Origin of the sequence: Citrobacter braakii (assembly GCF_009648935.1) — a bacterium.
GTDB lineage: Bacteria > Pseudomonadota > Gammaproteobacteria > Enterobacterales > Enterobacteriaceae > Citrobacter > Citrobacter braakii.
This window is the reverse complement of sequence record NZ_CP045771.1, coordinates 2406598-2429896: the sequence shown is the minus strand read 5'-3', so window position 1 is coordinate 2429896 and position 23299 is coordinate 2406598. Positions and strand designations below refer to the sequence as shown.

23 protein-coding genes are annotated in these 23299 nt (G+C 52.6%); 3 read left to right on the top strand and 20 right to left on the bottom strand.

The window, feature by feature from the left end; genetic code table 11:
* Positions 1 to 89: 89 nt before the first annotated feature.
* The 7 genes from cysM to GFC06_RS11175 form a co-directional block, all read right to left on the bottom strand.
* Complete coding sequence (cysM, locus tag GFC06_RS11205; protein WP_153690160.1) at positions 90 to 1001, bottom strand: cysteine synthase CysM; 912 nt, start codon at positions 999 to 1001, stop codon at positions 90 to 92.
* A gap of 118 nt (positions 1002 to 1119) precedes the next feature.
* Positions 1120 to 2217, bottom strand: a complete 1098-nt coding sequence (gene cysA, locus GFC06_RS11200) for a sulfate/thiosulfate ABC transporter ATP-binding protein CysA (protein ID WP_016153931.1) — start codon at positions 2215 to 2217, stop codon at positions 1120 to 1122.
* Positions 2207 to 3082, bottom strand: coding sequence for a sulfate/thiosulfate ABC transporter permease CysW (gene cysW, locus GFC06_RS11195; RefSeq protein WP_016153932.1), 876 nt, complete (start codon positions 3080 to 3082; stop codon positions 2207 to 2209). Before cysW ends, cysA begins: the two co-directional genes overlap by 11 nt.
* Positions 3082 to 3915, bottom strand: coding sequence for a sulfate/thiosulfate ABC transporter permease CysT (gene cysT, locus GFC06_RS11190; RefSeq protein WP_003038061.1), 834 nt, complete (start codon positions 3913 to 3915; stop codon positions 3082 to 3084). The genes cysW and cysT overlap by 1 nt, the downstream gene beginning before the upstream one ends.
* Positions 3916 to 4932, bottom strand: a complete 1017-nt coding sequence (locus GFC06_RS11185; RefSeq protein ID WP_131379744.1) for a sulfate ABC transporter substrate-binding protein — start codon at positions 4930 to 4932, stop codon at positions 3916 to 3918.
* 156 nt (positions 4933 to 5088) lie between these two features.
* Positions 5089 to 5880, bottom strand: a complete 792-nt coding sequence (gene ucpA, locus GFC06_RS11180) for an SDR family oxidoreductase UcpA (protein ID WP_016153934.1) — start codon at positions 5878 to 5880, stop codon at positions 5089 to 5091.
* Positions 5881 to 6054: 174 nt separating this feature from the next.
* A complete protein-coding gene (locus GFC06_RS11175) occupies positions 6055 to 6711 on the bottom strand; it encodes a FadR/GntR family transcriptional regulator (protein ID WP_016153935.1) in 657 nt (218 codons plus the stop codon).
* 144 nt (positions 6712 to 6855) lie between these two features.
* On the opposite strand from GFC06_RS11175, the gene GFC06_RS11170 reads away from it, so the two are divergent.
* Positions 6856 to 8172: an anaerobic C4-dicarboxylate transporter family protein gene (locus tag GFC06_RS11170; RefSeq protein WP_016153936.1), complete on the top strand. Its 1317-nt coding sequence runs from the start codon at positions 6856 to 6858 to the stop codon at positions 8170 to 8172.
* Between the two features lie 121 nt (positions 8173 to 8293).
* Here the strand turns inward: GFC06_RS11170 and GFC06_RS11165 are convergent, their stop codons facing one another.
* The 6 genes from GFC06_RS11165 to GFC06_RS11140 form a co-directional block, all read right to left on the bottom strand.
* On the bottom strand, positions 8294 to 9610 hold the full coding sequence (locus GFC06_RS11165; protein WP_016153937.1) for an anaerobic C4-dicarboxylate transporter family protein: 1317 nt from the start codon (positions 9608 to 9610) through the stop codon (positions 8294 to 8296).
* A 62-nt stretch (positions 9611 to 9672) separates the two neighbouring features.
* Positions 9673 to 11049, bottom strand: coding sequence for an argininosuccinate lyase (gene argH, locus GFC06_RS11160; RefSeq protein WP_047416385.1), 1377 nt, complete (start codon positions 11047 to 11049; stop codon positions 9673 to 9675).
* Positions 11050 to 11505: 456 nt separating this feature from the next.
* Complete coding sequence (yfeX, locus tag GFC06_RS11155) at positions 11506 to 12405, bottom strand: porphyrinogen peroxidase (protein ID WP_141875477.1); 900 nt, start codon at positions 12403 to 12405, stop codon at positions 11506 to 11508.
* A 94-nt stretch (positions 12406 to 12499) separates the two neighbouring features.
* Positions 12500 to 13075 carry an RpoE-regulated lipoprotein gene (locus GFC06_RS11150; RefSeq protein WP_016153940.1) on the bottom strand — a complete coding sequence of 192 codons (576 nt, stop codon included), beginning with the start codon at positions 13073 to 13075 and terminating at the stop codon, positions 12500 to 12502.
* Between the two features lie 59 nt (positions 13076 to 13134).
* On the bottom strand, positions 13135 to 13584 hold the full coding sequence (locus GFC06_RS11145; protein ID WP_047501624.1) for a DUF2919 domain-containing protein: 450 nt from the start codon (positions 13582 to 13584) through the stop codon (positions 13135 to 13137).
* Positions 13571 to 13996: a GNAT family acetyltransferase gene (locus GFC06_RS11140; protein ID WP_047501622.1), complete on the bottom strand. Its 426-nt coding sequence runs from the start codon at positions 13994 to 13996 to the stop codon at positions 13571 to 13573. Before GFC06_RS11140 ends, GFC06_RS11145 begins: the two co-directional genes overlap by 14 nt.
* Positions 13997 to 14207: 211 nt before the next feature.
* Between GFC06_RS11140 and amiA the strand changes: the two genes are divergently transcribed.
* Both amiA and hemF read left to right on the top strand, forming a co-directional pair.
* Complete coding sequence (gene amiA, locus GFC06_RS11135; protein WP_016153942.1) at positions 14208 to 15077, top strand: N-acetylmuramoyl-L-alanine amidase AmiA; 870 nt, start codon at positions 14208 to 14210, stop codon at positions 15075 to 15077.
* 2 nt (positions 15078 to 15079) lie between these two features.
* Complete coding sequence (hemF, locus tag GFC06_RS11130; RefSeq protein WP_019077353.1) at positions 15080 to 15979, top strand: oxygen-dependent coproporphyrinogen oxidase; 900 nt, start codon at positions 15080 to 15082, stop codon at positions 15977 to 15979.
* A gap of 67 nt (positions 15980 to 16046) precedes the next feature.
* Here hemF and eutR read toward each other — a convergent pair whose 3' ends face one another.
* Genes eutR through eutH form a run of 7 tightly spaced genes read right to left on the bottom strand, consistent with a single transcriptional unit; the run spans position 16047 to position 23281 of the window.
* The gene (gene eutR / locus GFC06_RS11125; RefSeq protein ID WP_019077354.1) at positions 16047 to 17099 is read right to left on the bottom strand and encodes an HTH-type transcriptional regulator EutR; all 1053 of its coding nucleotides are present in this window, start codon (positions 17097 to 17099) and stop codon (positions 16047 to 16049) included.
* 48 nt (positions 17100 to 17147) lie between these two features.
* Entirely contained in the window at positions 17148 to 17678 is a 531-nt protein-coding gene (eutK, locus tag GFC06_RS11120) for an ethanolamine utilization microcompartment protein EutK (RefSeq protein WP_016157100.1), read from the bottom strand.
* 11 nt (positions 17679 to 17689) lie between these two features.
* Positions 17690 to 18349, bottom strand: coding sequence for an ethanolamine utilization microcompartment protein EutL (eutL, locus tag GFC06_RS11115; RefSeq protein WP_153690159.1), 660 nt, complete (start codon positions 18347 to 18349; stop codon positions 17690 to 17692).
* A gap of 9 nt (positions 18350 to 18358) precedes the next feature.
* Positions 18359 to 19255 carry an ethanolamine ammonia-lyase subunit EutC gene (eutC, locus tag GFC06_RS11110; RefSeq protein ID WP_153690158.1) on the bottom strand — a complete coding sequence of 299 codons (897 nt, stop codon included), beginning with the start codon at positions 19253 to 19255 and terminating at the stop codon, positions 18359 to 18361.
* Between the two features lie 20 nt (positions 19256 to 19275).
* Complete coding sequence (gene eutB / locus GFC06_RS11105) at positions 19276 to 20637, bottom strand: ethanolamine ammonia-lyase subunit alpha (protein WP_003038029.1); 1362 nt, start codon at positions 20635 to 20637, stop codon at positions 19276 to 19278.
* Between the two features lie 11 nt (positions 20638 to 20648).
* Positions 20649 to 22052 carry an ethanolamine ammonia-lyase reactivating factor EutA gene (gene eutA / locus GFC06_RS11100; RefSeq protein ID WP_153690157.1) on the bottom strand — a complete coding sequence of 468 codons (1404 nt, stop codon included), beginning with the start codon at positions 22050 to 22052 and terminating at the stop codon, positions 20649 to 20651.
* The gene (eutH, locus tag GFC06_RS11095; protein ID WP_047501618.1) at positions 22049 to 23281 is read right to left on the bottom strand and encodes an ethanolamine utilization protein EutH; all 1233 of its coding nucleotides are present in this window, start codon (positions 23279 to 23281) and stop codon (positions 22049 to 22051) included. Before eutH ends, eutA begins: the two co-directional genes overlap by 4 nt.
* Positions 23282 to 23299 lie beyond the last annotated feature (18 nt).

Below are 23299 nucleotides of genomic sequence, written 5' to 3'. Positions count from 1 at the left end.
AGTGCGGGCCGGAGAAGACGCTTTGCGTCGTCATCCGGCGAGCGTGCCGTACAGTTGCCTGCTAGCGCTACGCTTATCAGGCCGACAAATTAAATACCTAATCCCTGGCTGAAATGCTCTTCGCCAAAGACCCCGGTGGAAAGGTAGCGATCGCCGCGATCGCAGATGATCGCCACCACCACCGCCCCCGGTGTCGCGCGCGCCACGCGTAACGCGCCCGCAACCGCGCCGCCAGAACTCACTCCGCAAAAAATCCCTTCGCGAACGGCCAGTTCACGCATGGTGTTTTCCGCATCGCTCTGATGAATATCCAGCACCTCATCCACCAGCGAGGCGTTGAAAATGCCCGGCATATATTCCGCCGGCCAGCGACGAATGCCCGGAATACTACTGCCTTCTTCCGGCTGCAGGCCAACGATGGTGACGGGTTTTTCCTGTTCACGCAGAAAACGCGACACGCCGGTAATGGTGCCTGTCGTCCCCATACTGGAGACGAAATGGGTAATACGGCCTGACGTCTGCTGCCAGATTTCGGGTCCGGTAGTCTTGTAGTGCGCATACGGGTTATCAGGATTATTAAACTGATCGAGAAGTTTACCTTCTCCGCGCTGCGCCATCTCAAGGGCTAAATCACGCGCCCCTTCCATCCCCTGCTCTTTGGTCACCAGAACCAGTTCAGCCCCGTAAGCACGCATCGCCGCACGTCGCTCCTGGCTCATGTTGTCTGGCATCAGGAGCTTCATGCGGTAGCCTTTCAGCGCGGCAATCATCGCCAGCGCAATACCCGTATTACCGCTGGTGGCCTCAATCAGCACGTCGCCAGGCTGAATTTCCCCGCGCTTTTCCGCTTCAACGATCATCGACAACGCCGCGCGGTCTTTCACTGAACCTGCGGGATTATTGCCTTCCAGCTTGACCCAAATTTCACTGCCGTTATCCGCCGTCAGACGTTGTAATTTTACCAGAGGCGTATTGCCAATTGTTTGTTCTAATGTGTTCACGTTTTCAGCTCAATAAAATACCGGATGGCGCTGCGCTTACCCGGCTTACAGGTCATGCACCACCCGTTAAGCCCGGTAAGCGCAGCGCCACCGGATGATAACTATACGAATTAACCTATCAGGCACTTTGCGCCAGGGCAAGTTCCTCTTCACGCGTTTCAATACGCTGGTCGCCATTATACAAACGCGCATTTTGCAGCCCAACAAACAGACGTTCGCCGCGGTTCGGGGAATCATCGCCCTGCATAATCACCGTCAGCGGTTCGTTATACCACCCCAAGGGTTGCACAACTAATTGGGTGTAGTGTCCTTTCGGGCTGGCTTCCAGCACCTGTACCGGCAACGGCGAATCCAGACTGGTACGACGGCTGACGTCCACTTCCCACGGACGCAGGAACAGATCCACCGGACCCTGATAGCCAGGCGTATAGCCCAGCGGCCAACGATGTGCGCCCACGTGGAATTGTCCACCGCGAATCGTCCCTTGCAGGCGGTTAACTTCACCCATAAATTCCAGGACAAAACGGGTAGCCGGTTCGCGCCATACCTGATCGGGCGCATCGGCCTGCTCGATATGACCCTGGCTCATCACCACCACGCGGTCTGCGACTTCCGTCGCTTCTTCCTGATCGTGGGTAACAAACACGCTGGTGAACTTCAGCTCTTCATGCAACTGACGCAGCCAGCGACGCAGTTCTTTACGCACCTGAGCATCGAGCGCGCCAAACGGCTCGTCGAGCAACAAGATCTGCGGCTCTACCGCCAGCGCACGCGCCAACGCCACGCGCTGCTTTTGCCCACCGGAAAGCTGTGCCGGGAAACGGTCCGCCAGATGAGCCAGTTGAACCATCTCCAGCAGTTTGGTCACTTTTGCTTTGATCGTCGCCGCATTCGGGCGCTCCCGCCGTGGCAGAACAGTCAGACCAAAAGCGATATTGTCGAAAACGGTCATATGACGAAACAGCGCATAGTGCTGAAACACGAACCCCACCTTACGGTCGCGGGCGTGCAAACGGCTGACGTCAGTGCCATGGAAACGGATATGCCCGCTGGACTGATGCTCCAGCCCGGCGATGATGCGCAGCAGCGTGGTTTTGCCCGATCCAGAAGGCCCCAACAGGGCGACCATCTGACCTGAAGGAATATCCAGCGAGATATCGTTCAGCACCTGGGTGCGACCAAAAGACTTCTTAATATTGGCAATCTCAATGCTCATGATTTTCCTCCTGCTGCGCGCGTTTCTCCTGGTTTTCCAGGCGCCATTGCAACATGCTCTTCAAAAACAGGGTAATAATCGCCATCAGCGTTAATAGCGCCGCGGCGGTAAAGGAGCCGACTGTGTTGTAGTCCTGCTCCAGTAATTCAATCTGTAACGGCAAAGACAAGGTTTCACCGCGAATCGAGCCAGAAACCACCGATACCGCACCGAACTCGCCAATCGCACGGGCGTTGGTCAGCACCACGCCGTACAGCAATGCCCAACGGATATTCGGCAGCGTAACGCGACGGAACATTTGCCAGCCGGATGCGCCAAGCAGAACCGCCGCCTCATCTTCATGGCTGCCCTGGCTTAACATCACCGGCACCAGTTCGCGCACCACAAACGGACAGGTCACGAACACCGTCACCAGCACCATTCCCGGCCAGGCAAACATAATTTGCAGGTTGTGTTCATCCAGCCATCCGCCAAGCGGGCCGTTAGAGCCGTAAAACAGCAGATAGACCAGGCCGGCGACCACCGGTGAAACGGCAAATGGAATATCCAGTAATGTGAGCAACAACTGGCGTCCAGGGAAGTTAAAGCGGGTCACCAGCCAGGCCAGTAACACGCCAAACACCAGGTTCACCGGCACCGCAATCAGCGCAATCAGCACCGTCAGCCAGATGGCGTGCAGCATGTCCGGATCAGCCAGGTTGTGTAATACCGGCATCAACCCCTTGCTGAACGCCTGCACGAAGATGTAAACCATCGGCACCAGCAAAATAAAGGCTGATACCAGCATGCCCGTGCCGATCAGAAACCATTTCCCCCAGTTGATGCGGGGTGCGCCATAACGTTTCAATTGGGTAATGTCTGCCATCAGTGACCTACCACGCGTCGACCAAAGCGACTTTGCAGGGTGTTAATTGAAAACAGCAGCAGCAACGAAGCCCCGAGGATCACAGATGCAATCGCGCTGGCGGCCGGGTAGTCAAACTCCTGCAAACGAACAAAAATCATCAGCGAGGTCACTTCCGTTTTCCATGCGATGTTTCCGGCGATAAAGATAACCGCGCCAAACTCACCGAGGCTGCGGGTAAACGAGAGCGCAACGCCCGCGACTAGCGCGGGAGACAGCTCCGGCAGTACCACTTTACGAAAGCTCTGCCAGCGCGTAGCGCCGAGCGTTTCCGCCGCTTCTTCATACTCCGGACCTAACTCTTCCAGCACCGGCTGCACGGTACGCACCACGAATGGAATGCTGGTAAAAGCCATCGCCACCGCAATGCCAAGCCAGGTGTAGGTCACTTTAATATCCAGCTTCGCCAGCCACTCGCCGTAGAAACCGTTGACCGAAAAAAGCGATGCCAGCGTCAGACCTGCTACCGCCGTAGGCAGCGCAAACGGCAGATCCATCAGCGCATCCAGCAGCGTACGGCCCGGAAAGCGATAGCGGGTTAAGATCCACGCCATCAGCAAACCAAACACGCCGTTAAAAATCGACGCCACAAACGCCGACAGCAGCGTCACTTTATAAGCCGCCACCACCTGCGGGTTGGTAATCACATCCCAGTATTGCGCCCAGCTCATTTGCGCCAATTGCATCACCAGCGCGCTAAGCGGCAGCAGCAAAATCAGGCAGACAAACAGTAAGCTGGTGCCCAAACTTAAGGTAAAGCCGGGCAGCACGCGTCGGGAAGAAACAGCAAACATTTACTTACGCCCCGCCGCCAACAGTTTGTCCAACTCACCGCCGCTGACAAAGTGCGTTTTCATTACCTCAGGCCACGAGCCAAACCTGTCTTCCACGCGGAAAAGTTCGGTCTGCGGGAATTTATCCTGCAGTTTGTCCATCACCTGCGGATTATTCACGCGGTAGTAGAAATCGGTAATGATGGCTTGCGCCTGCGGGCTGTACAGCCAGTTCAGGTACGCTTTTGCCGCTTTTTCAGTACCGTTAGCCTGCACATTTTTATCTACCCAGGCCACCGGGAACTCCGCCAGAATGTTGACCTTCGGCACCACCACTTCGAAGCCCTGGTCTTCATACTGTTTACGGATGTTGTTCACTTCTGATTCAAAGGTGATCAGCACATCGCCCAGGCCGCGTTCCACGAATGTGGTGGTTGCCCCGCGACCGCCGGTATCAAACACTTCCACGTTTTTCAGAAACTGGGTCATGAACTGTTCAGTTTTGGCTTTATCCCCACCATCCGCTTTATCTGCCGCACCCCACGCAGCCAGATAGGTATAACGCGCGTTACCGGAGGTTTTCGGATTCGGGAAAATCAGTTTCACGTCCGGGCGAACCAGGTCGTTCCATTCGTGGATATTCTTCGGGTTACCCTTACGCACCAAAAACGCCATGGTGGAATAGAATGGCGAACTGTTATTCGGCAGACGACTTTGCCAGTCGGCTGGGATCAGCTTGCCTTTGTCATGCAGGATCTGCACATCGGTCACCTGGTTATAGGTCACCACATCGGCTTTCAGCCCCTGCAGAATCGCCAGCGCCTGTTTTGATGACCCGGCATGAGATTGTTTAATCGTCAGTTTGTCACCGCCGTTATCCTTCGCCCATTGCTGTTCAAACGGCGGGTTAAGGGCGGCAAACAGCTCGCGAGAGACATCGTATGAACTGTTCAGCAGCTCCGTTGCCTGCGCCTGACCCACCAGCAACAGCATTGCTGCCAGCGTCAGGGTTCTTTTTTTCAGTAAGTTAACGGCCATTGCGCACCCTTATAAATTTAATGACTTTCTTATGGTCATCATATTTATAACCAGTGCTAAAGGAGTAACGGTTTTATATACCGTTTGATGATTTGAAAGTTGAAAAGAGAATAAGGGTACCTCCTCCCCAGCACACGGGGAGGAGACCGGCATCAATCAGACGCCGACGCTAACGCTTTCAGGCAGGGTGCTGCCGCCATCAATCACGTTTTGCGTGCCAGTCAAGTAACTGGACTCATCCGACGCCAGGAATGCCGCCAGTTCACCAACCTCAAGTGGGCAGGCCAAGCGGCGCATCGGGATCGCTTTTGCCATTTCGACTAATACGGATTCAGGATCCTCCGGATTAGACTGACGAGCGATATTTTCCGCCATCGGCGTACGAACGTAGCCCGGGCAAATAGCATTAACGCGAATGCCGGACTGCGCGTATTCCACCGCCAGAGATTTGGTCAAACCGATGATTGCGGCTTTCGACAGCGCGTAGGCCGTTTCGCCCGGATCGGCAACCATATCGCCGGTCACAGAGGACATCATTACGATGCGCCCGTCTTTGCGCGCAATCATCTCCGGCAGAACGGCTTTCGTCACGTTCCAGACGCCTTTAATGTTGATATCAATGTGGAAATCGCGATCTTCATCGCTCATATCAAGGAAGTTGCCGAGGCGACATACGCCCGCATTGTTGACCAGAATATCGATTTTGCCTTCAATCTTCTTCGCGCGTTTTACCGCTTCCGTGACCGACGCAAAATCTCTGACGTCAGCGTGTACGGCGGTGCAACGGTGCCCGCGCCCAGCCAACTCATCCGCCAGTTTTTCAATCTCATCGGAGATATCCAGCAGGATTAGGTTCGCGCCATGGCGGGCAAATGTTCTGGCGATCCCTTCGCCAATACCCTGAGATGCGCCCGTAATCAATGCTGTTTTGCCCGTGAGTTTTCCCATTTCAATATTCTCCTTTTGAATATGAAGCATTCGCTTCATTCACGCAGAAGATACAGCAATAACAAATAAGTGCTGAGGAATAGCTCACTAAATCAGGTTAATCTCAGGTAAAAAAAATCCCCGGCGTTGCGGGGACCCAACGGTAAACATGCTCTGACCAGATTAACAGAAGACTTACAGCCGTTTTTCCAGCAAATGTGCTCTCATCAACTCCGATGCCATCTGCGCATCCCCTTTTTTAATATGAAGCAGTATTTCCCTCTGTTTTGCCGCCGTATCAAGAAAATACTGACGATCGTTCGCAGGTAACGACTCCCTTGTTTTCTCAAAATAAGTAATGAGGACATCAGAGAAAACCTGCAGCACCCGGTTGCCACTCGCCTGTAGCAAGAGCAAATGAAAATCTCTATCGTGACGATCGGCCACCTGGGGGTTATCCGCATTCTCTTCAATAAGCCTTAGCTCATTTTCAAGTTTGGAGAGCATCGCCGGAAAAATTCTACGCGTTGCCAGAGGGATAATCGCGCACTCAATCAGGATCCTTGCCTCTGTAAATTCTGTGATATCAAACCCAGACAAATCAAACTGCATTAACAACTGGTGATTTATGTTGTGCTGTTCCAAATTCTTCAAGACGCTGCCACGACGAGGAGATCGTTCCAACATTCCCATCTGTACCAGTGTGCTAAGCGCCTGACGAACTTTATATCTTGATGTATTAAAACGAACGGCAAGCTCAGTTTCAGTTTCAATGCGACCATCAGCATTGCGGTTAGCATCATCAAGCAGATAATTTTTAATACTTTCAAACAGTTCGTTTTTGTTATCCATAAACACTCTCGGATTAAAGTGCTGCAAAACTGATGAGTATAAATAATCTAATAAGTTAGATTGCTTAATATACTGTTATGGTAAGATTATAGCCCCTATTATTCAAATTATACCAAGCCATTTGTTAATAAAAAGGAATTAATTATGGTGTTATTCGTAACTCAGTTTGCGATAGTACTTATATGTATCGGTATAGGTGGGCGTTTTGGTGGGATTGGCCTGGGGGCTGCTGGCGGGTTAGGACTCGCTATCCTGACTTTTGGTTTTGGACTCCCTCCCGACTCACCTCCTTTCACTGTTATTTCTATTATCCTTGCGGTTATCACTTGCATCACAATCCTCCAGGCGGCTGGCGGGCTTGATTTATTCGTTACGATGGCAGAACGGATCCTCAGAAAGTGGCCGGGCGCGATCACTTTCCTCGGCCCCGCAGTCGCTTACCTTTTTACTGCTATCTGCGGAACAGGATATGTTGCCTTTTCGGTTTATCCAGTCATTGCTGAAATTGCAGCAGATGCCAGGGTACGGCCAGAGAGAGCCATGTCGATGTCAGTAATCGCTGCCAATTTTGGGCTTATTGCCAGCCCGGTCAGTGCGGTCGTTACAGGGACAATTGCTGTCCTTGCTGGATTACATGTCTCTGCTTTAGATATCTTGTTAGTCACCGTTCCCGGAACGTTCCTTGGCTGCGTTGTCGGCTGCCTGTTCGTCTTTAAAAGAGGTCATGAGCTTAAAAATGATCCGGAATTCCAACGCAGGGTTGCTGAAGGTGAGTTTGAATCAGTAAAAGCTGAAGAGCGAACAGCCAATATAGTGACAAAAGAGGCGAAGAGAGGATTGCTGATTTTCCTTACCGGTATCATTCTGGTCGTACTTATGGGTTCAATTCCTGAATTACGTCCTGAGTGGAATAACGGTACCGGAATGGAGCGTATGAGTATCCCTACCACGCTGCAAATAGTTATGCTGACAACAGCATGTATTATTATGATGGTATGTCGAATTTCTCCGTCAAAACTCGATTCAGGTTCTGTCTTTAAAGCAGGTCTTGTAGGTGTTGTCGCCATATTTGGTCTGTCATGGATGATGAACTCCTTTTTTGAGGCATGGCACGAATTATTTAACACGGCTTTCCACGGTTTCCAGAATCCAGTCTTGTTCGGCATTATTGTTTTTGGTCTTTCAGCCGTAATTTATAGCCCCGCAGCGACTGCTGTAGCGCTACTCCCCGCTGGCGTGTTAATGGGATATCCGGCAGAAACCCTGGTCGCCCTGCTCCCGCTGACTTGTGGATCATTCATTATTCCAGGGGGGGCACAGATTGGCTGTGTGGCGTTTGATCGTACCGGGACAACTCGAATTGGCAAGTATGTGGTTAATCACAGCTACATGCTACCTGGTCTTGTTACCGTTGTAGCATCAACTCTTTTTTGCTTCCTTTTTTCCAAAATGCTGATGTAGTGAGAGAGCAATTTAATTGTGGTAAACCTTTTCTTCATGGCATCCCCCCTGAATGAATTCAGAGAGGATGCCTGGTACTCACTTCTGAATAGCACCACTGCAATTTTCCATAGAATGTACTTTACAGAACAACCTGAGCAATGAGATAAGCAAAAATTACCTGAGAGATAACCATCACAAAGCCCGGACGAATATAGCTATGGTTGACAACAAAGCGTCCAATCTTTGTGGTACCTGTTCGATCAAATGCAACACAGCCGATTTGATTTGCTCCCGGTATAATGAAGTCACCACAGGTACAAGCAAAAATAGCGATAAGAAACGGGGCTGGAATACCTAAGGTAACACCGAGTGGCATGATGGCAGCTACCGTCGCCGCCGGGCTCATAATGACCAGCGAGAACAAGAATACAACCACACCAAATAGCATTGGTGCATCATTGACAATGCCACCAAAAACTTTAATCAGTTCTGGCTGATAAGCATCAAAAAACGTTGCCGTCATCCATGAAACACCGAGTATTGCTACCACTCCCATCAAACCTGCACGGAAGACTGAGCCGCTATTCAAGGTACTACTTGGTACTTTACTGACAATCATAATAAACAAAGCGGCTGTCAACATGACCATCTGAATAACCATTGGGGTTGACAGTCTTTTTCCATCCCAGGAAGGGAGTAACTCAGTAAAAGAACCTAAAATAAGTACCAGTACCACACCAATCGCAAAGATAACGACACCTTTTTTAGCGCCAGCTGAAGCAACAAACTCTTTTTTTTGCTCAGTATGCATGAACTCATATTCGCCAGCAGCAACTCTCCTCTGGAATTCCGGATCATCCTCCAGCTCTTTTCCGCGTTTATAAACTGAAAAGCTGGTAACAATAGCTGCCATAAAGAATGATGGGAGAGCAATCGTCAGTATTTGCCCAAGGCTAATCCCGGCATATTCATGCAGAATAGCCAGCATCCCCGCGGTTGCCGCACTCATCGGACTGGCAGCAACCGCGACACTGGCCGCAATAACCGTTGCGGACAACGCTCGCTCCGGACGGACCTTTGCTTCAGCAGCTACTTCAGCGACAACCGGATACAAAGAGAAAGCAACGTAAGTAGTTCCACAGAATAGCGTAAATATGGAAGTTAATATGGGGGCAACAAAAGTAATTGCCTGTGGTTTTTTACGGAGTAATTTTTCAGCCACGCGCACAAGATAATCAAGCCCACCAGCGGCCTGTAATACGCTGACAGCGCCAATCACACAAATAATAATTAGCATTGCAGTAATAGATGGTGCGGAGGGTTTTAGTCCAAAACCCAGAACTAATATTGCAACACCGAGTCCTCCACCAGCACCCAGCCCCATTCCGCCATAACGCCCGCCTATACCAATACAGGCGAGTACAATAAATAATTGTATAAAAAATAAAGCATCCATTTTTCACCTCAAAGCGTCTCCCGGATATTGCACCCGGGAGATATTAATTACTATGCTCGGGATTAGTTTAAATATGATTTAGCAATTTCGATCTGTTTTTTAACAGCATCAGTCCCTGTGCCACCATAAGACATTCTTGATTTAATACATGCTTCGAGAGATATACTCTCATAAATATCATTTTCGATTTTATCATCAAATGTGTGGAATTCATCCAGAGTAAGCTCTTCCAACATTTTTCTATGTTTTATACAGTAATTAACAGCACTGCCAACAATATGGTGAGCTTCTCTAAAAGGAATGCCTTTACGAACCAGGTAGTCAGCCATATCGGTTGCGTTTGAAAATCCTCTTGCCGCTGCGCTGCGAGTATTATCTGAAAGAATAACCATTTTTTCGAGCATCGGCGCCATAATTTTCAGACTGGTCTGTAAGGTATCCATAGAGTCATAGACCTGCTCTTTATCCTCACTCATATCAGTATTATAGGCCAGAGGGATACCTTTCATAATGGTCAACATCGCCATTAGATTTCCGTACATACGCCCCCCTTTGCCGCGCATTTTTTCAGCCACGTCGGGGTTTTTCTTCTGTGGCATGATGCTGGAACCGGTACAGAAATCATCTGAAAGCTCAATAAATTTAAAATCCTGACTTGAGAATAAAACCAGTTCTTCTGACAAACGGGTAAGATGCATAAAGCACATAGCAGCGGCGGCAGTGAATTCAACCATATGGTCACGATCGCTGACAGAATCAATACTGTTTTCAGTCGGTTTGTCAAAGCCAAGCTCTTTAGCCGTGAAATCACGATCAATGGGGAAAGTAGTACCGGCAAGGGCTGCTGAACCTAAAGGGCATTCCCCCATGCGTTGATAAAGGTCTGCAAAACGAGTCCAGTCACGGCGTAACATCCAATAATATGCCATTATCCAGTGCGACAGAAGTATAGGCTGACCGGTCTGTAAATGAGTATAGCCAGGCATGATCGCATTAATGTTATTTTCAGCCTTGCTGATAATAACTTTTTGTAGATGAACGATATCCTGCTGAATTTCACGAATAGTCGATCTCATGTGCATTTTCGAATCGACAGTCGTCTGGTCATTACGACTGCGGCCGGTATGTAGCTTCCCGCCTACAGGACCAATTATTTCTGTCATACGTCTTTCTATCGCCATATGAATATCTTCATCAACGGTATCAAAAACGAATTGCCCGTCCTCAATCTCTTTATTAACTTGCCTTAACCCGCCAATAATCGCATTCGCTTCATCCTGCGTGATAATCCCCTGACGGCCCAGCATAGTGGCGTGAGCAATACTCCCCTGAATATCAAAAGGGCAGAGACGTTGTTCCAGCATAATTGTCGCATTATAAGATTCGACCAGTTTATTTGTAGGCATATCAAAACGCCCACCCCATAATTTTGTAGACATAAAACCTCCAATGACCCTTTGTTGCAAAATGGTTAAATATAAATTCCGTTATTTTTCGGTCATTTTCAGATTACAAGACAGTCATTTTAATTGTCAACAAATGAAGGCATTAAATCAATTTATAGCGAAATTAATTACACTTATTATTTATTTTGTTTTCATAAATTGCATTAAAAAACCTGATCTTCCTCACATTTAAATTGTGATTTAATTCAGATATATTCAGAATTTTTAAAGTAATAAATTGGTATTAATAGTTTATTAATTCCAAATAATTCCATTTAATACCGTTGTCATAACCGAGAAACTGGCAGGTAAATAATAATGAACGTGGGAGGTGATTTTTCAGGATGAGCGTCAACGCGAGTGCATCATCAGCATGGCGGACGTTGGGTGATTCGGGGGAGAGCTATATTGTGCCAGATGGCGGCATCAGCGCCATCTGGCATCAAAAAATTACAGGGCCAGCAAACGATCCAGCGATGGCGCGAAATAATAGCCGCCGGTCACCGGTTTAGTGAAACGCAGCATCGCATCGCGCTTGCCGTCAGTGTCGCCAAACATGCTCAGCAGTTGCTGCTCGATGTTGTGCAAACGGGCGCAATAGGCACAGAAATAGAGGCCGTGCGTACCGCTGGCGGTGCCGTATGGCAGGCTCTGGCGCACAATTTTCAGTCCTTTACCGTCTTCTTTGAGATCGACGCGGCTCAGGTGAGAAGTAACCGGACGGTCATCACCGTCGATCTCTTCGTTGGCTTCCTTGGTACGCCCAATCATCATTTCCTGGTCATGAATGCTCATGCGGTTAAGCTGCTTCAGGTTATGTTCCCAACGCTGCACAAACACATAGCTGCCACCAGCATCCACTCCATCTTTAATAACCGCGACTTCACGGCGCGTTTCAACGCCTGCCGGGTTTTCCGTTCCGTCAACAAAGCCGCTGAGATCGCGCTCTTCAACCCAACGGAAACCGTGGATCTCTTCTTTGACTTCAATACAGTCGCCAAACGCTTCCATTGCCGCCTGTGCAACGGAGAAATTCACGTCATGACGCAAAGAGAGAATATGAATCAGCACATCATACTGGGTGGCTGGGGCAAGACCTTTACCGTAAGGGATAAAGTCTTTTAACTCTTCTGCGCCAACGCCGCCGCTCAGTGTACGCCAGGTGTTGTTGCCAAAAGCAACAACCGCGCCCAGATGCGCATCCGGGAACTTCGCTTCAAAGGTCGCCAGCTTATCGGCGAAGGTTTTGCTGGCCCCACGCAGGGCCTCAACGTCGCCTGTAACATTGGCTTCAATCCAAATCGCCGCACGGCAATGTTCTGGCAAAATGCCACTCTGAACCTGAGACATTGTTCCTCCTGAAAAAAAAGATGCCACGACATCGTGGCATTGATGGGCGCTATTCTACCTGTTTTTTTAACAAGCCGATTTGTTCAGACGCAAATTAACGCCGCCAGATAATTTTGCTTACTTTCCATGCTTTCAACGTATCGTCAGACGGCATTAAGCCCTCAGGCCCGCTCCACTCACCGGAAAAGACGTAGCTAATATGTTGACTTCCTTCAGCTTTGCATTCAACGCCCGCGCTGTCATCGCCAGTCGCCTTCTGACAATTACCAAAGGCTTTAGTGTAAAGGTCGCTAAACGGTGTACCGATTTCGACACCCGCAGAAGAGGGAATATCGCTGTCGACTACATCAATACGGCTAATCGTTCCCTGATTGCCATTGATGACCATCGCCAGCTTGTCATCTTTCATCGCTTCATAAAAGCGCACCACATTACCGTTATCGGTCTTCATCCCGCTACGCAGGCGGTAATCACCGTCCAGCGCATCAGCAATGGTTTTTTCATCCAGCGGGGTTGCGCCAGTCAACGCTCCGACGCCCTGCTCAGTGACCTGCGTTGAAGAACCAAACCAGTTCCACGGATTGGCGGCAGACCAGTTCACCGATGACAACGTTGAACACCCGGTCAATAGCAGCGGCATCGCGCATAAAGTCAAACGCAGTGATTTCATTTCACTTCCTTCCTTATTTATCAACGTTGCTTGGAGTCCGGTTTCGCCAAAAAGTGCCGTTATTCTTTCTCGAGGGAAAAACAGGCGCGCAGACGTTGATTAGTTAACAGCCAGATCAGCGCAACGACATCCGCCACCAGCAGCGCCAGCCCGACGCCGTTGACCGGATCGCCTGCCAGCCACATCACCGGCTGCCAGCACAGTAGCACCAGTTGAGCGAGGATCAGTAACCCGCGCAGCCAGCGCCATACCACCGGAAACGCAAAGCGTCGCCCGCTGAGTAAAAATGCCAATACCGCAGGAACGCCGGGAAGCAAACCCAGCCAGAAAGCGTCGTGATCGGGATAAAACAGATTCAGCAGCGCGTTGCCCTGCTCACGGGAAGAACCGGCAATCACAAACAGAACCCAGGTGCGCGCCTGCAGCAGCAGCACGCACCAGAAGAGAAAAGGCAGGCGCAGACGCCCATGAGCGTCATAGTCGGCCGGATGAAACTCAGTACTCTTCATCTTCGATCAAACGCTTGCCCAGATTGAGTACATCCGCATGTTCATAACCCAGACGTTCATACATACCCTGTACGACGTCATTATCGTCACGCACCATGATTTGAATCTTCGGACAACCGCGGGCAATGAGCTTTTTCTCCAGCCGGTTGAGCAGCGCATTGGCAATGCCGCGACCGCGAAACTCAGGATGTACGCCCAGGTAATAGGCCGAGCCGCGATGCCCGTCATATCCGCCCATCACCGTACCGACCACCTCGCCATTCACTTCAGCGACCAGGAACAAGCTGACGTCATGATTGAGTTTACGCTCAATGTCCATTTCAGGGTCGTTCCATGGACGCAGCAGATCACAGCGCTCCCAGAGGGTGATCACCTCTTCGAAATCTTCCTGGCGAAAAACGCGTATTTCCATGGTATTGGTTACCTTTTCAGGACGTTAAAAAGCGATTATGGCGCGAACGGCTGATTTAGCCAATATCTGACGCGAAGCGGCGGAAAAAATGGCATAATACGCAATTGTCACGTATTGAAATGAAAAGTAAAACAATTCTTATCCCGATCCGTCGCAACGGACAACGCGATACGATATAACGTTTAGAACCTTTTTTTACAACTCAGGCCGTATGAGCACTTTTAAACCACTAAAAACACTCACATCGCGCCGCCAGGTGTTGAAAGCCGGGCTGGCCGCCCTAACGCTGTCAGGCATGTCGCAAGCCATCGCTAAAGAAGAAGCGCTTAAGACCAGCAATGGACACAGCAAACCGAAAGCGAAAAAAGCCGGCGCTAAGCGCGTTGTTGTCCTTGATCCGGGTCACGGAGGGATTGATACCGGCGCAATTGGTCGCAATGGGTCGAAGGAAAAGCACGTGGTACTGGCGATTGCCAAAAACGTGCGCTCGATTCTACGCAACCAGGGGATTGATGCGCGCCTGACGCGCTCCGGCGATACATTTATTCCGCTTTACGATCGCGTCGAGATCGCTCATAAGCATGGCGCTGACCTGTTCATGTCGATTCACGCCGACGGTTTTACCAATCCGAGCGCTGCAGGTGCGTCGGTCTTTGCGTTGTCCAATCGCGGTGCCAGTAGCGCCATGGCGAAGTATCTGTCCGATCGTGAAAACCGGGCCGATGAAGTGGCCGGGAAGAAGACCACCGATAAAGACCATTTGCTGCAGCAGGTGCTGTTCGATCTGGTGCAAACGGATACCATTAAAAACAGCCTGACGTTAGGCTCGCATATTCTCAAGAAGATCAAGCCGGTACATCGTCTTCACAGTCGCAGCACGGAACAAGCCGCCTTCGTGGTGCTAAAATCACCATCAATTCCGTCGGTACTGGTCGAAACCTCGTTCATTACCAACCCGGAAGAAGAACGTCTGCTGGGCACGGCGGCATTTCGCCAGAAAATCGCCACCGCTATCGCCAATGGCATCATCAGCTATTTCCACTGGTTTGATAACCAGAAAGCACACTCGAAGAAACGTTAACCATGAAGCCCGATGCACAGCGCGTAAAACAGTTCCTGCTCAGCCTGCAAGATGATATTTGCCAGCAGTTATCCGCCGTAGACGGCGCCGAGTTTGTTGAGGATAACTGGCAACGTGAAGCAGGCGGTGGCGGGCGCAGCCGGGTGCTGCGTAACGGCGGTATTTTCGAGCAAGCGGGCGTCAACTTCTCCCACGTTCACGGCGAGGCAATGCCGGCCTCGGCTACCGCCCATCGCCCCGAGCTTGCGGGACGCAGCTTTGAGGCCATGGGCGTCTCGCTGGTGGTACATCCGCAGAATCCCTACATTCCGACCAGTCATGCCAACGTGCGATTTTTTATCGCGGAAAAACCGGGCACTGACCCGGTCTGGTGGTTTGGCGGCGGCTTTGACTTAACGCCCTACTACGGCTTTGATGAGGATGCGGTTCACTGGCACCGCACGGCGCGAGATCTGTGCCAGCCGTTCGGCGAAGACGTTTATCCCCGTTACAAGAAGTGGTGCGATGACTACTTCTTCCTCAAGCATCGCAACGAACAGCGCGGCATTGGCGGGCTGTTTTTCGATGATTTGAATACGCCGGATTTCGACCACGGCTTCGCCTTTATGCAGGCGGTAGGTCAAGGCTATACCGAAGCGTATCTGCCCATCGTTGAGCGCCGCAAAGCAATGAGCTGGGGCGAACGTGAACGCAATTTTCAGCTTTACCGTCGCGGACGCTATGTGGAATTTAACCTGGTGTGGGATCGCGGCACGTTATTCGGTCTGCAGACCGGCGGCCGTACGGAATCGATTCTGATGTCGATGCCGCCGCTGGTGCGCTGGGAGTATGACTGGCAGCCGGAAGCGAACAGCCCGGAAGCCGCCCTTAGCGAGTTTATTCAGGTTCGCGACTGGGTGTAACCCCAGACAATACCAGCCCCCAGGCCGGATAAAACGCATTTGCGTCGCATCCGGCACATTCATCGCATCATGCCCACTGGCGCATGCGCTGATGCAGCGTCAATGAAGGTTTTTCCGCAAACAGCTGCTGGTAGTCGGTGGCAAATTGCCCTAAATGCCAGAATCCCCACTGCATGGCGGCGTCTTTCACCGTCGTACTCTGCGACCACGGGCTTATCAGCTCGCGACGTACGGCGTTCAGGCGAATGCGTTTTAACCAGGCATTCGGACCGATACCAAGGATCGCATGAAAGGCGTTTTGCAACGTCCGACGGCTGACGTGCAGTTGATTACACAGATCGAGCACGGTCAGCGGTTCTGACATATTTTCCAGCACATATTCCCGCGCACGCGACAGCAGGCGACGATAGCTCTGATGGCTGATGCTCTCAGCCGTGATAATCGGCTGCGCTTCTTCCAGCATAGTGCCCATCGCCAGCAGCAGGTTATCGCCCAGCACTTTGCGTACCGCAGGTTGATGGAGGTTTTCCGGATTTTCGCTAAACGTCGCCAGTGCCTGCTGCACAAAGCCCCATAACGCGGCTTTGTGTTGTTCTTTAACTTCCAGCGCCGACTGGTTGCGCAGCATATGCAGCACTCTTTCCGGGTTATGCAGGAAGTTGGCCTGACGGGCAATCGCCTCTTCCGAAATGACGACACCCAGAATGGTGTAATCATCCGGCGTACTCAGTTCAAACTCTGTCCCGCCAGGGCGGGTGGCAATTTCAGCGTTCCCCAGACACTGGGTGCCAATAAATCCCTGTTCGCCGCGCGTGGCCGGAATACCAAACCAGAAAGAGTTCGGCCAGACAAGACACGACTGACGCAACGCCAGTCCGGTGTATTCACGGAACACCTGAATATCATCGAGCAGGATTTCCGTGAACTCGCCATGAAATTTTCCCGGATGCAACTGGTCGTAGATCTGCTGCCATGCGGTAATCGTCAGCGCATGCTCATACACATCCGTTGTTCGCCGCTGGTGAACGTTGTCCACCTCCACTTTCGGCGTAAGTTTAACGTCTTCGGGTAATGCTTCATGATAAAGATGGTGCAGGTTTGCAGTACGGTTCTTTTTCATGATCTTTTAAGCCGGAAGCTTCAACGAAGCCCCCGGCCCTCCGACAGGTTAATTTTTTAAGCGATAGCGACTACTGCGTTTACGCAACGCTCCGTCAGAAAAGAGCTGTTCCAGCGCCTTTCTGGCTTCATCAAGTGACCAGCCAAAGTGGGCAGCCACTTCCCCTGCCGTCATTCCTTGACGGACCGATGCCAACAGCGTCAGAAGTTGATCAGAGGATTCAGGCGTCAACGGGGCGTCCTGCGTCTTCTGCGTTTTTACATCTGTTTTCACTTCTGGCTTCTGTTCTGGTTTCTTCGGCTGGCGCTTAAAACCGCCGATCAGCCACTGGGTATCATCGTCCGGTCGGCCGATTTCCTTACGGCTGATAACACGGCCTGTACGCGCAGCAGCGGCGCTACCGGCATCCAGCGCTGCGCGGCACGCCGCCAGATCGCCTTCCACCACCAGCGTCAACCGGCCAGGATCGAGCACTTCGTGGCTAAGCAGGCGCACGTTCGCGGCTTTCAGCATGGCATCCGCCGCATCCACGGCAGCGACCATGCCATCCACTTCCAGTAATCCCAGTGCATTGATCATCACAACCTCTCTTACGCGCGCTGGATTGGGTTACGGGCAATATCCAGAATGGCATCGGCAAAGGCGTTACATGCAGCTTTACAAGCGGCCTGGCTACCGGTCATAAACGCAGCCGAATAGTTGGTTTCTGACGGCGGCGGAACGTAAGTCACCAGTTGAACATCGGCCGATTTCAGCGCAGCATCAATACCAAATGTCGCTTCCAGCGGCGGCGCCACCAGATACGCCATCGGATCGCCAAGCCGGCATCCTGCGGTCGCCGAGAGATACGAACCGGTACGCGAAACCACATGCGCCAGGAAGGCGGTATCTTCTGCGTCATTCGCCCACTGAAACGCCGCGCCGCTTTCAATATTGGCTACCATCGCGTCCAGACCTGCGCGAACTTCTGCCGGGTTGGGTCCACCGAGCATAATCAGCACTTCACCCGAAGTTGGAGAGGGACTGTGCGCCGCGCCGGCATACAGCGAGCGGCCATAAACCACTTCCACCATTGCCTGTTTTGTCGCTTCGTCTGCGGCAATATACGCCACGTCATCAGAATCTGCTGTGATGAGTCCGAGGCTACGTATATGTGGCGGTAATTTAAGTTCACGGGCAAAACCGTCATTTACCGAGGCAATCACGCGCATTGCGGTGACTGAAGGTCTAATCAAATCTAATGCTGGCATGATGCCTCCTTAACGGGTCATATTGATGCCGGATGCTTTTTGCTCCAGCATGCGCTTGGCCAAATCCACAATGACCGCCGCCGCTTCAACCGGTGGCGTACCGCCCTGGTGAATGTTCGAGATACAGGTACGGTCAGCTTCAACGGTCGTCGCCACACGCGGCGAATAGACGGCGTAGCAAGAAAGGCTTTCCGACTGGCCCAGGCCCGGACGTTCCCCAACCAGCAGGATCACCGCTTTCGCGCCCAGCAGTTCGCCGATCTGATCTTCGATTTTCACGCGACCATAGCGAACAAAGAACGGCGTCCCGACCTTCAATCCGGCCTGTTTTAAGCCAGACAACAGCGGCGGCAGAATCTCTTCGTAGTTAGCGGTGATAGCGTCCGTAGACAGGCCATCAGAGATAATCACCTGCACATCCGGGTTCATTACACACTGTGATTTCAGCGCTTCAATGGCTTCCGCACTCAGACGGCGCCCCAGATCCGGACGCGTCAGATACAGGTTTTTGTCACTGATTTCCGAGCGCACTTCCAGCAGCCCCTGGGCTTTTACCCACTCTTCAGGCACTTCTTTCAATACCGTATCTTTCGAACGCGAGTGGTCGGCCAGGAAGCGCAGCAGCGCCTGGGTACGCGGACGTGGACCGGCTCGACCGGTACATACACGCGCCGCAGTGCTGCGACGCAGTTCAGTCAACACCTCTGCGCGGTGTGGATTCTCAACGCCAATCCACGCTTTAGCCTCGGCTGAGCCTAAATCCATCGCACAGCTTTCACCGGTCGGCGCGGCGCACTGGGTGGTGGTGCATTGCGCTTGTACTGCCGGCGCTTGAGCCTGCGGCTGCGACTCACCCATTGACGCCATCACGCTGCGTACAATTTCTTCAATCTGTTTTTGATCCATCGTGTGTCATCCCCGCGTCATCAGAAGAACAGTGACGGATCGCCCGCCCGTTTGGTCAGGCGACCGTTTGCCATAATGCCCATGGTTTCCAGCCAGCGTTCAAACTCCGGCGACGGACGCAGGTTCAGCAACTGGCGCACGGTCGCGGTGTCGTGGAAGGCGGTGGTCTGATAGTTGAGCATGATGTCGTCACCGAGCGGCATGCCCATGATGTAGTTGCAGCCAGCGGTGGCGAGCAGAATCATCAGGTTTTCGTTGAGGTTCTGGTCAGCATCAGCATGGTTGGTATAGCAGCAGTCGCAGCCCATTGAGATGCCGCTCAGCTTGCCCATAAAGTGATCTTCCAGACCCGCGCGAATAATCTGACGGTCGTTGTAGAGATACTCCGGCCCGATAAAGCCGACAACGGTGTTCACCAGGAACGGATCGTAGTGACGCGCCAGACCGTAGTTACGTGCTTCCATCGTCACCTGATCGGCGCCGAAGTTAGCGCCAGCGGAGAGCGCAGACCCTTGTCCGGTTTCGAAGTACAGGCAGTTTTCCCCGGCGATACGGTTAAACTCAGCGCCCACTGCACGCGCTTCATCCAGCATGGCCAGCTCAACGCCAAACTCTTTTAAGCCTTTCTCGCTGCCGCAGATACTCTGGAAAATCAGCCCGCCCGGCGCGCCGCGACGAATGGCTTCGATCTGGGTAGTAACGTGCGCCAGGACGCAGCCCTGGGTCGGGATATTGAATTTGTCGATGACGCCGTACACGGTATCAAGTACGCGGCTTAAGTTTTCCACGTCATCTGTTACCGGGTTAACGCCAATCACCGCATCGCCCGCCCCGAAGGACAGCCCTTCGTAGATTTGTGCCGCAATACTCTGCACGTCATCACGGGTGTCGTTCGGCTGTAAACGACAGCTGAAGGTGCCCGGCAGACCAATGGTGGTGTTGGCCTTTTTGATCACCGGCATTTTCTTACCGCCGTAGATCAGGTCCGCGTTAGAGCAGATTTTTGCAACCGCTGCGACCACTTCCGACGTTAATCCTTTGCGCGTAAACGCAATGTCATCAACGGAGGTTTCATCGCTCAGCACGTACTCGCGCAGCTCGCTGATACTCCAGTTTTTGATGCGGTTATAGGCCGTTTCGTTGACGTCGTCCTGAATCAGACGCGTCACGCAGTCCTCTTCATAGGAAATCACCGGGTTGTTGCGGATATCCGCTACCGTCATTTCCGACAGCACCTGTTTGGCCGCCACTCGCTCTTGCGAACTGGTTGCAGCTACCCCTGCCAGCACATCCCCCGAACGCAGTTCGTTGGCTTTTGCCAGCACCTCTTTAACATCCTTAAACTGATAAACATTGCCGAACAATGTGGTCTTTAGTTTCATAAGTCGTTCCCTCAGGAAGGAAATGCGAGTGATTTCACCGTCACCGGCACAACCGATCCGCCAAAAAGAGGCGTACCAATGTCGATATAGTCCCCCGCCCGGACAACCACCTCATCGATGACTGCCAGCGGGTGTTGCTGTAACTGTGGGCGTAACAGCATGCCCAGGGCTTTACCAAAATCCTGCTCGGCTACCACCAGCAGGGGATGCGGATTCGGATGGCGCGCGACAAAGGCCAGTAGCGCATCAATAACCATTAACAGCGCGGCGTAGCGCACAGGCAGCGAACCGGGTAGCGCCAGCACGTAAGCGTCTGTTTGCGGGTCCAGATCGAGCTGCATCAGCGCTTGTTGCCAGGCGGCCACCAAATCAGCCTCATCAACCGGAATCGCCACCGGCAGATTGCGCAGCGGAAGCGCCACACCTTCCAGCCAGATGGTGCTGCCCGAAAGCGACAGCGTATGCGCACCGGCGCCAATCACCGTGGCGCGCACGGTTTGCGCCGGGAACTGCACGTTCATCTCACGCAGACGCGGATGTTCATGCAGCGCCGTCGCTAACAGCGGCCCAATATCGGAAAAACAGAATGGATCGGCAGGCTGGTTGCGGTAGCACTCGCCCACCCCGCCGGACAACGTAATCACTTCCGGCTTCACACCCGTCGGCAACAGACCGGTTTGCATCAGCGCCTGCGCCAGCGGTGACAGCGTGCCGTCAATCACCTCAACGATCAGCGCCGCCATCCGTCGGGCCACCTGAACAAGCTGCGCCGCATTGAGGGTCCGGGCGTCGGTGCCTGGACCAAATACGTCATCAACAATCATCTGTCCTGGCTGATGCGCATGCACCACCCGCCCCTGACCGTCCGTTTCCAGCAGCCGTCCGCCGACGTTCAGGCAGGCCGAACCGCTGACTTTTCCGGCATCGAACAGGACGTAGTTCGACGTCCCGCCACCGATGTCGATATTCAGTACGCGGCACAACTTCTGCTCTGACAGGGTTTGAGCCCCTGCGCCGTGACCGGCAATCACTGATTCCAGATGCGGACCGGCGCTGGCAACCACGAAGTCCCCCAGCGACTGAGAGAGCGTCATCACCGCAGGTCGCGCGTTGCGGGTTTTGGCACTTTCTCCGGTAATGATGATCGCGCCGGAATCGACGGTCTCAGGCGCAATCCCCGCCGCCTGATACTGGGCGAGGATCAGCGCCTTAAGTTCGGCCTCTTTCAGCCCGCCCTGCTTATCAACGGGGGTAAAGAACACCGGGCTTTGCCAGCTAATTTCGCGTTTGATGAATTCGTAACGCGGCACCTGCGACACTGCCGCACGGTTGACCAGCTCAAGGCGTGAGAAGATCACCTGAGTGGTGGTGGTGCCGATATCGATACCGACGCTGAGTAGCTGGCGAGTATTCACGATTGCGCCTCCGGGTTGGTTTCTGCTGGTGCCGGAATATCTTCGTCTTTCGGTACCAACAGCATAGCCACACCAATCGCCGTCACGCCGCCAATCAGCTTGCCGACAATCATTGGGAAGATCATCGCGTTCATGTTGGCCGCGGCGAAACCTAAGTGGTCACCCAGAGCGAAGGCTGCGGAGACCGCAAAAGCGCAGTTGATCACTTTGCCGCGGGTATCCATATTCTTCATCATGCCGAACATTGGGATGTTGTTCGCCAACGTCGCCACCATGCCCGCAGCCGCAATATTATTGATTTTTAACAGGTTACCGACGCTCATCAGCGGCTTTTCAAACCAGCGGGTCAGCAGCAGTACCATTGGGTACGCACCCAGCAGCACGCAGGAGATAGAACCGATAACTTCGATGGCGCGCATCACTTCACCCGGCTTGTCACCTGGTGCCATGAAGATAGGATCAAGACCCGGAATCAGTTCCCAGCCGAGCAGGAATTTGATCACCGCTGCCGCCAGACCGATGGTGATCAGCGCCACCAGGAATTTCGCGAAAATCTGGAAGCCGTTGATCATTTTTTCCGGGATGAATTTCAGTCCCAGCGCCACCAGCACGGCAACGATCAGCACCGGGATCATGTTCATCAGGATCAGCGCGAAGGTGAACTCCACCGGCTGCCCGTTGATTTCGACACCGGAGTACATCGCGATCAAACCACCCGCAATACAGCCAATCGGAATGGTGACGATCCCAGCCAGCACGCCCAGCGCCAGATAACGACGGTCGGACGGCTCAATAATCCCCAGCGCAACCGGAATAGAGAAGACCAGCGTCGGCCCCATCATCGCCCCGAGGATCAGGCCAGAGTACAGCCACGCCGCAACGTCGCCGCCCGCCAGTTCTTTCGCCAGGAAGAAGCCGCCCATATCGCACGCCAGCAGCGTTCCGGCAAACATCGACGGGTTAGCACCTAACATTTCGTACAGTGGAATAATCACCGGCCCGAGCACATGCGCCAGTACCGGTGCCAGCGCGGTCATACCGACCATCGCCAGACCCAGCGCACCCATCGCCATAAAACCTTCTTCAAACTGGCCGCCCGATCCCTCAATACTCTTCCCGAACTTACCGAGGAAGCGTGCCGAACCGCCGAACTGCGACAGGATCCTGTCCACGGCGGCAATCAGCATAAAGAACATCATGATGTACATGATGATTTCGTTAATTCCCATAACCTTCACTCCCTGTCA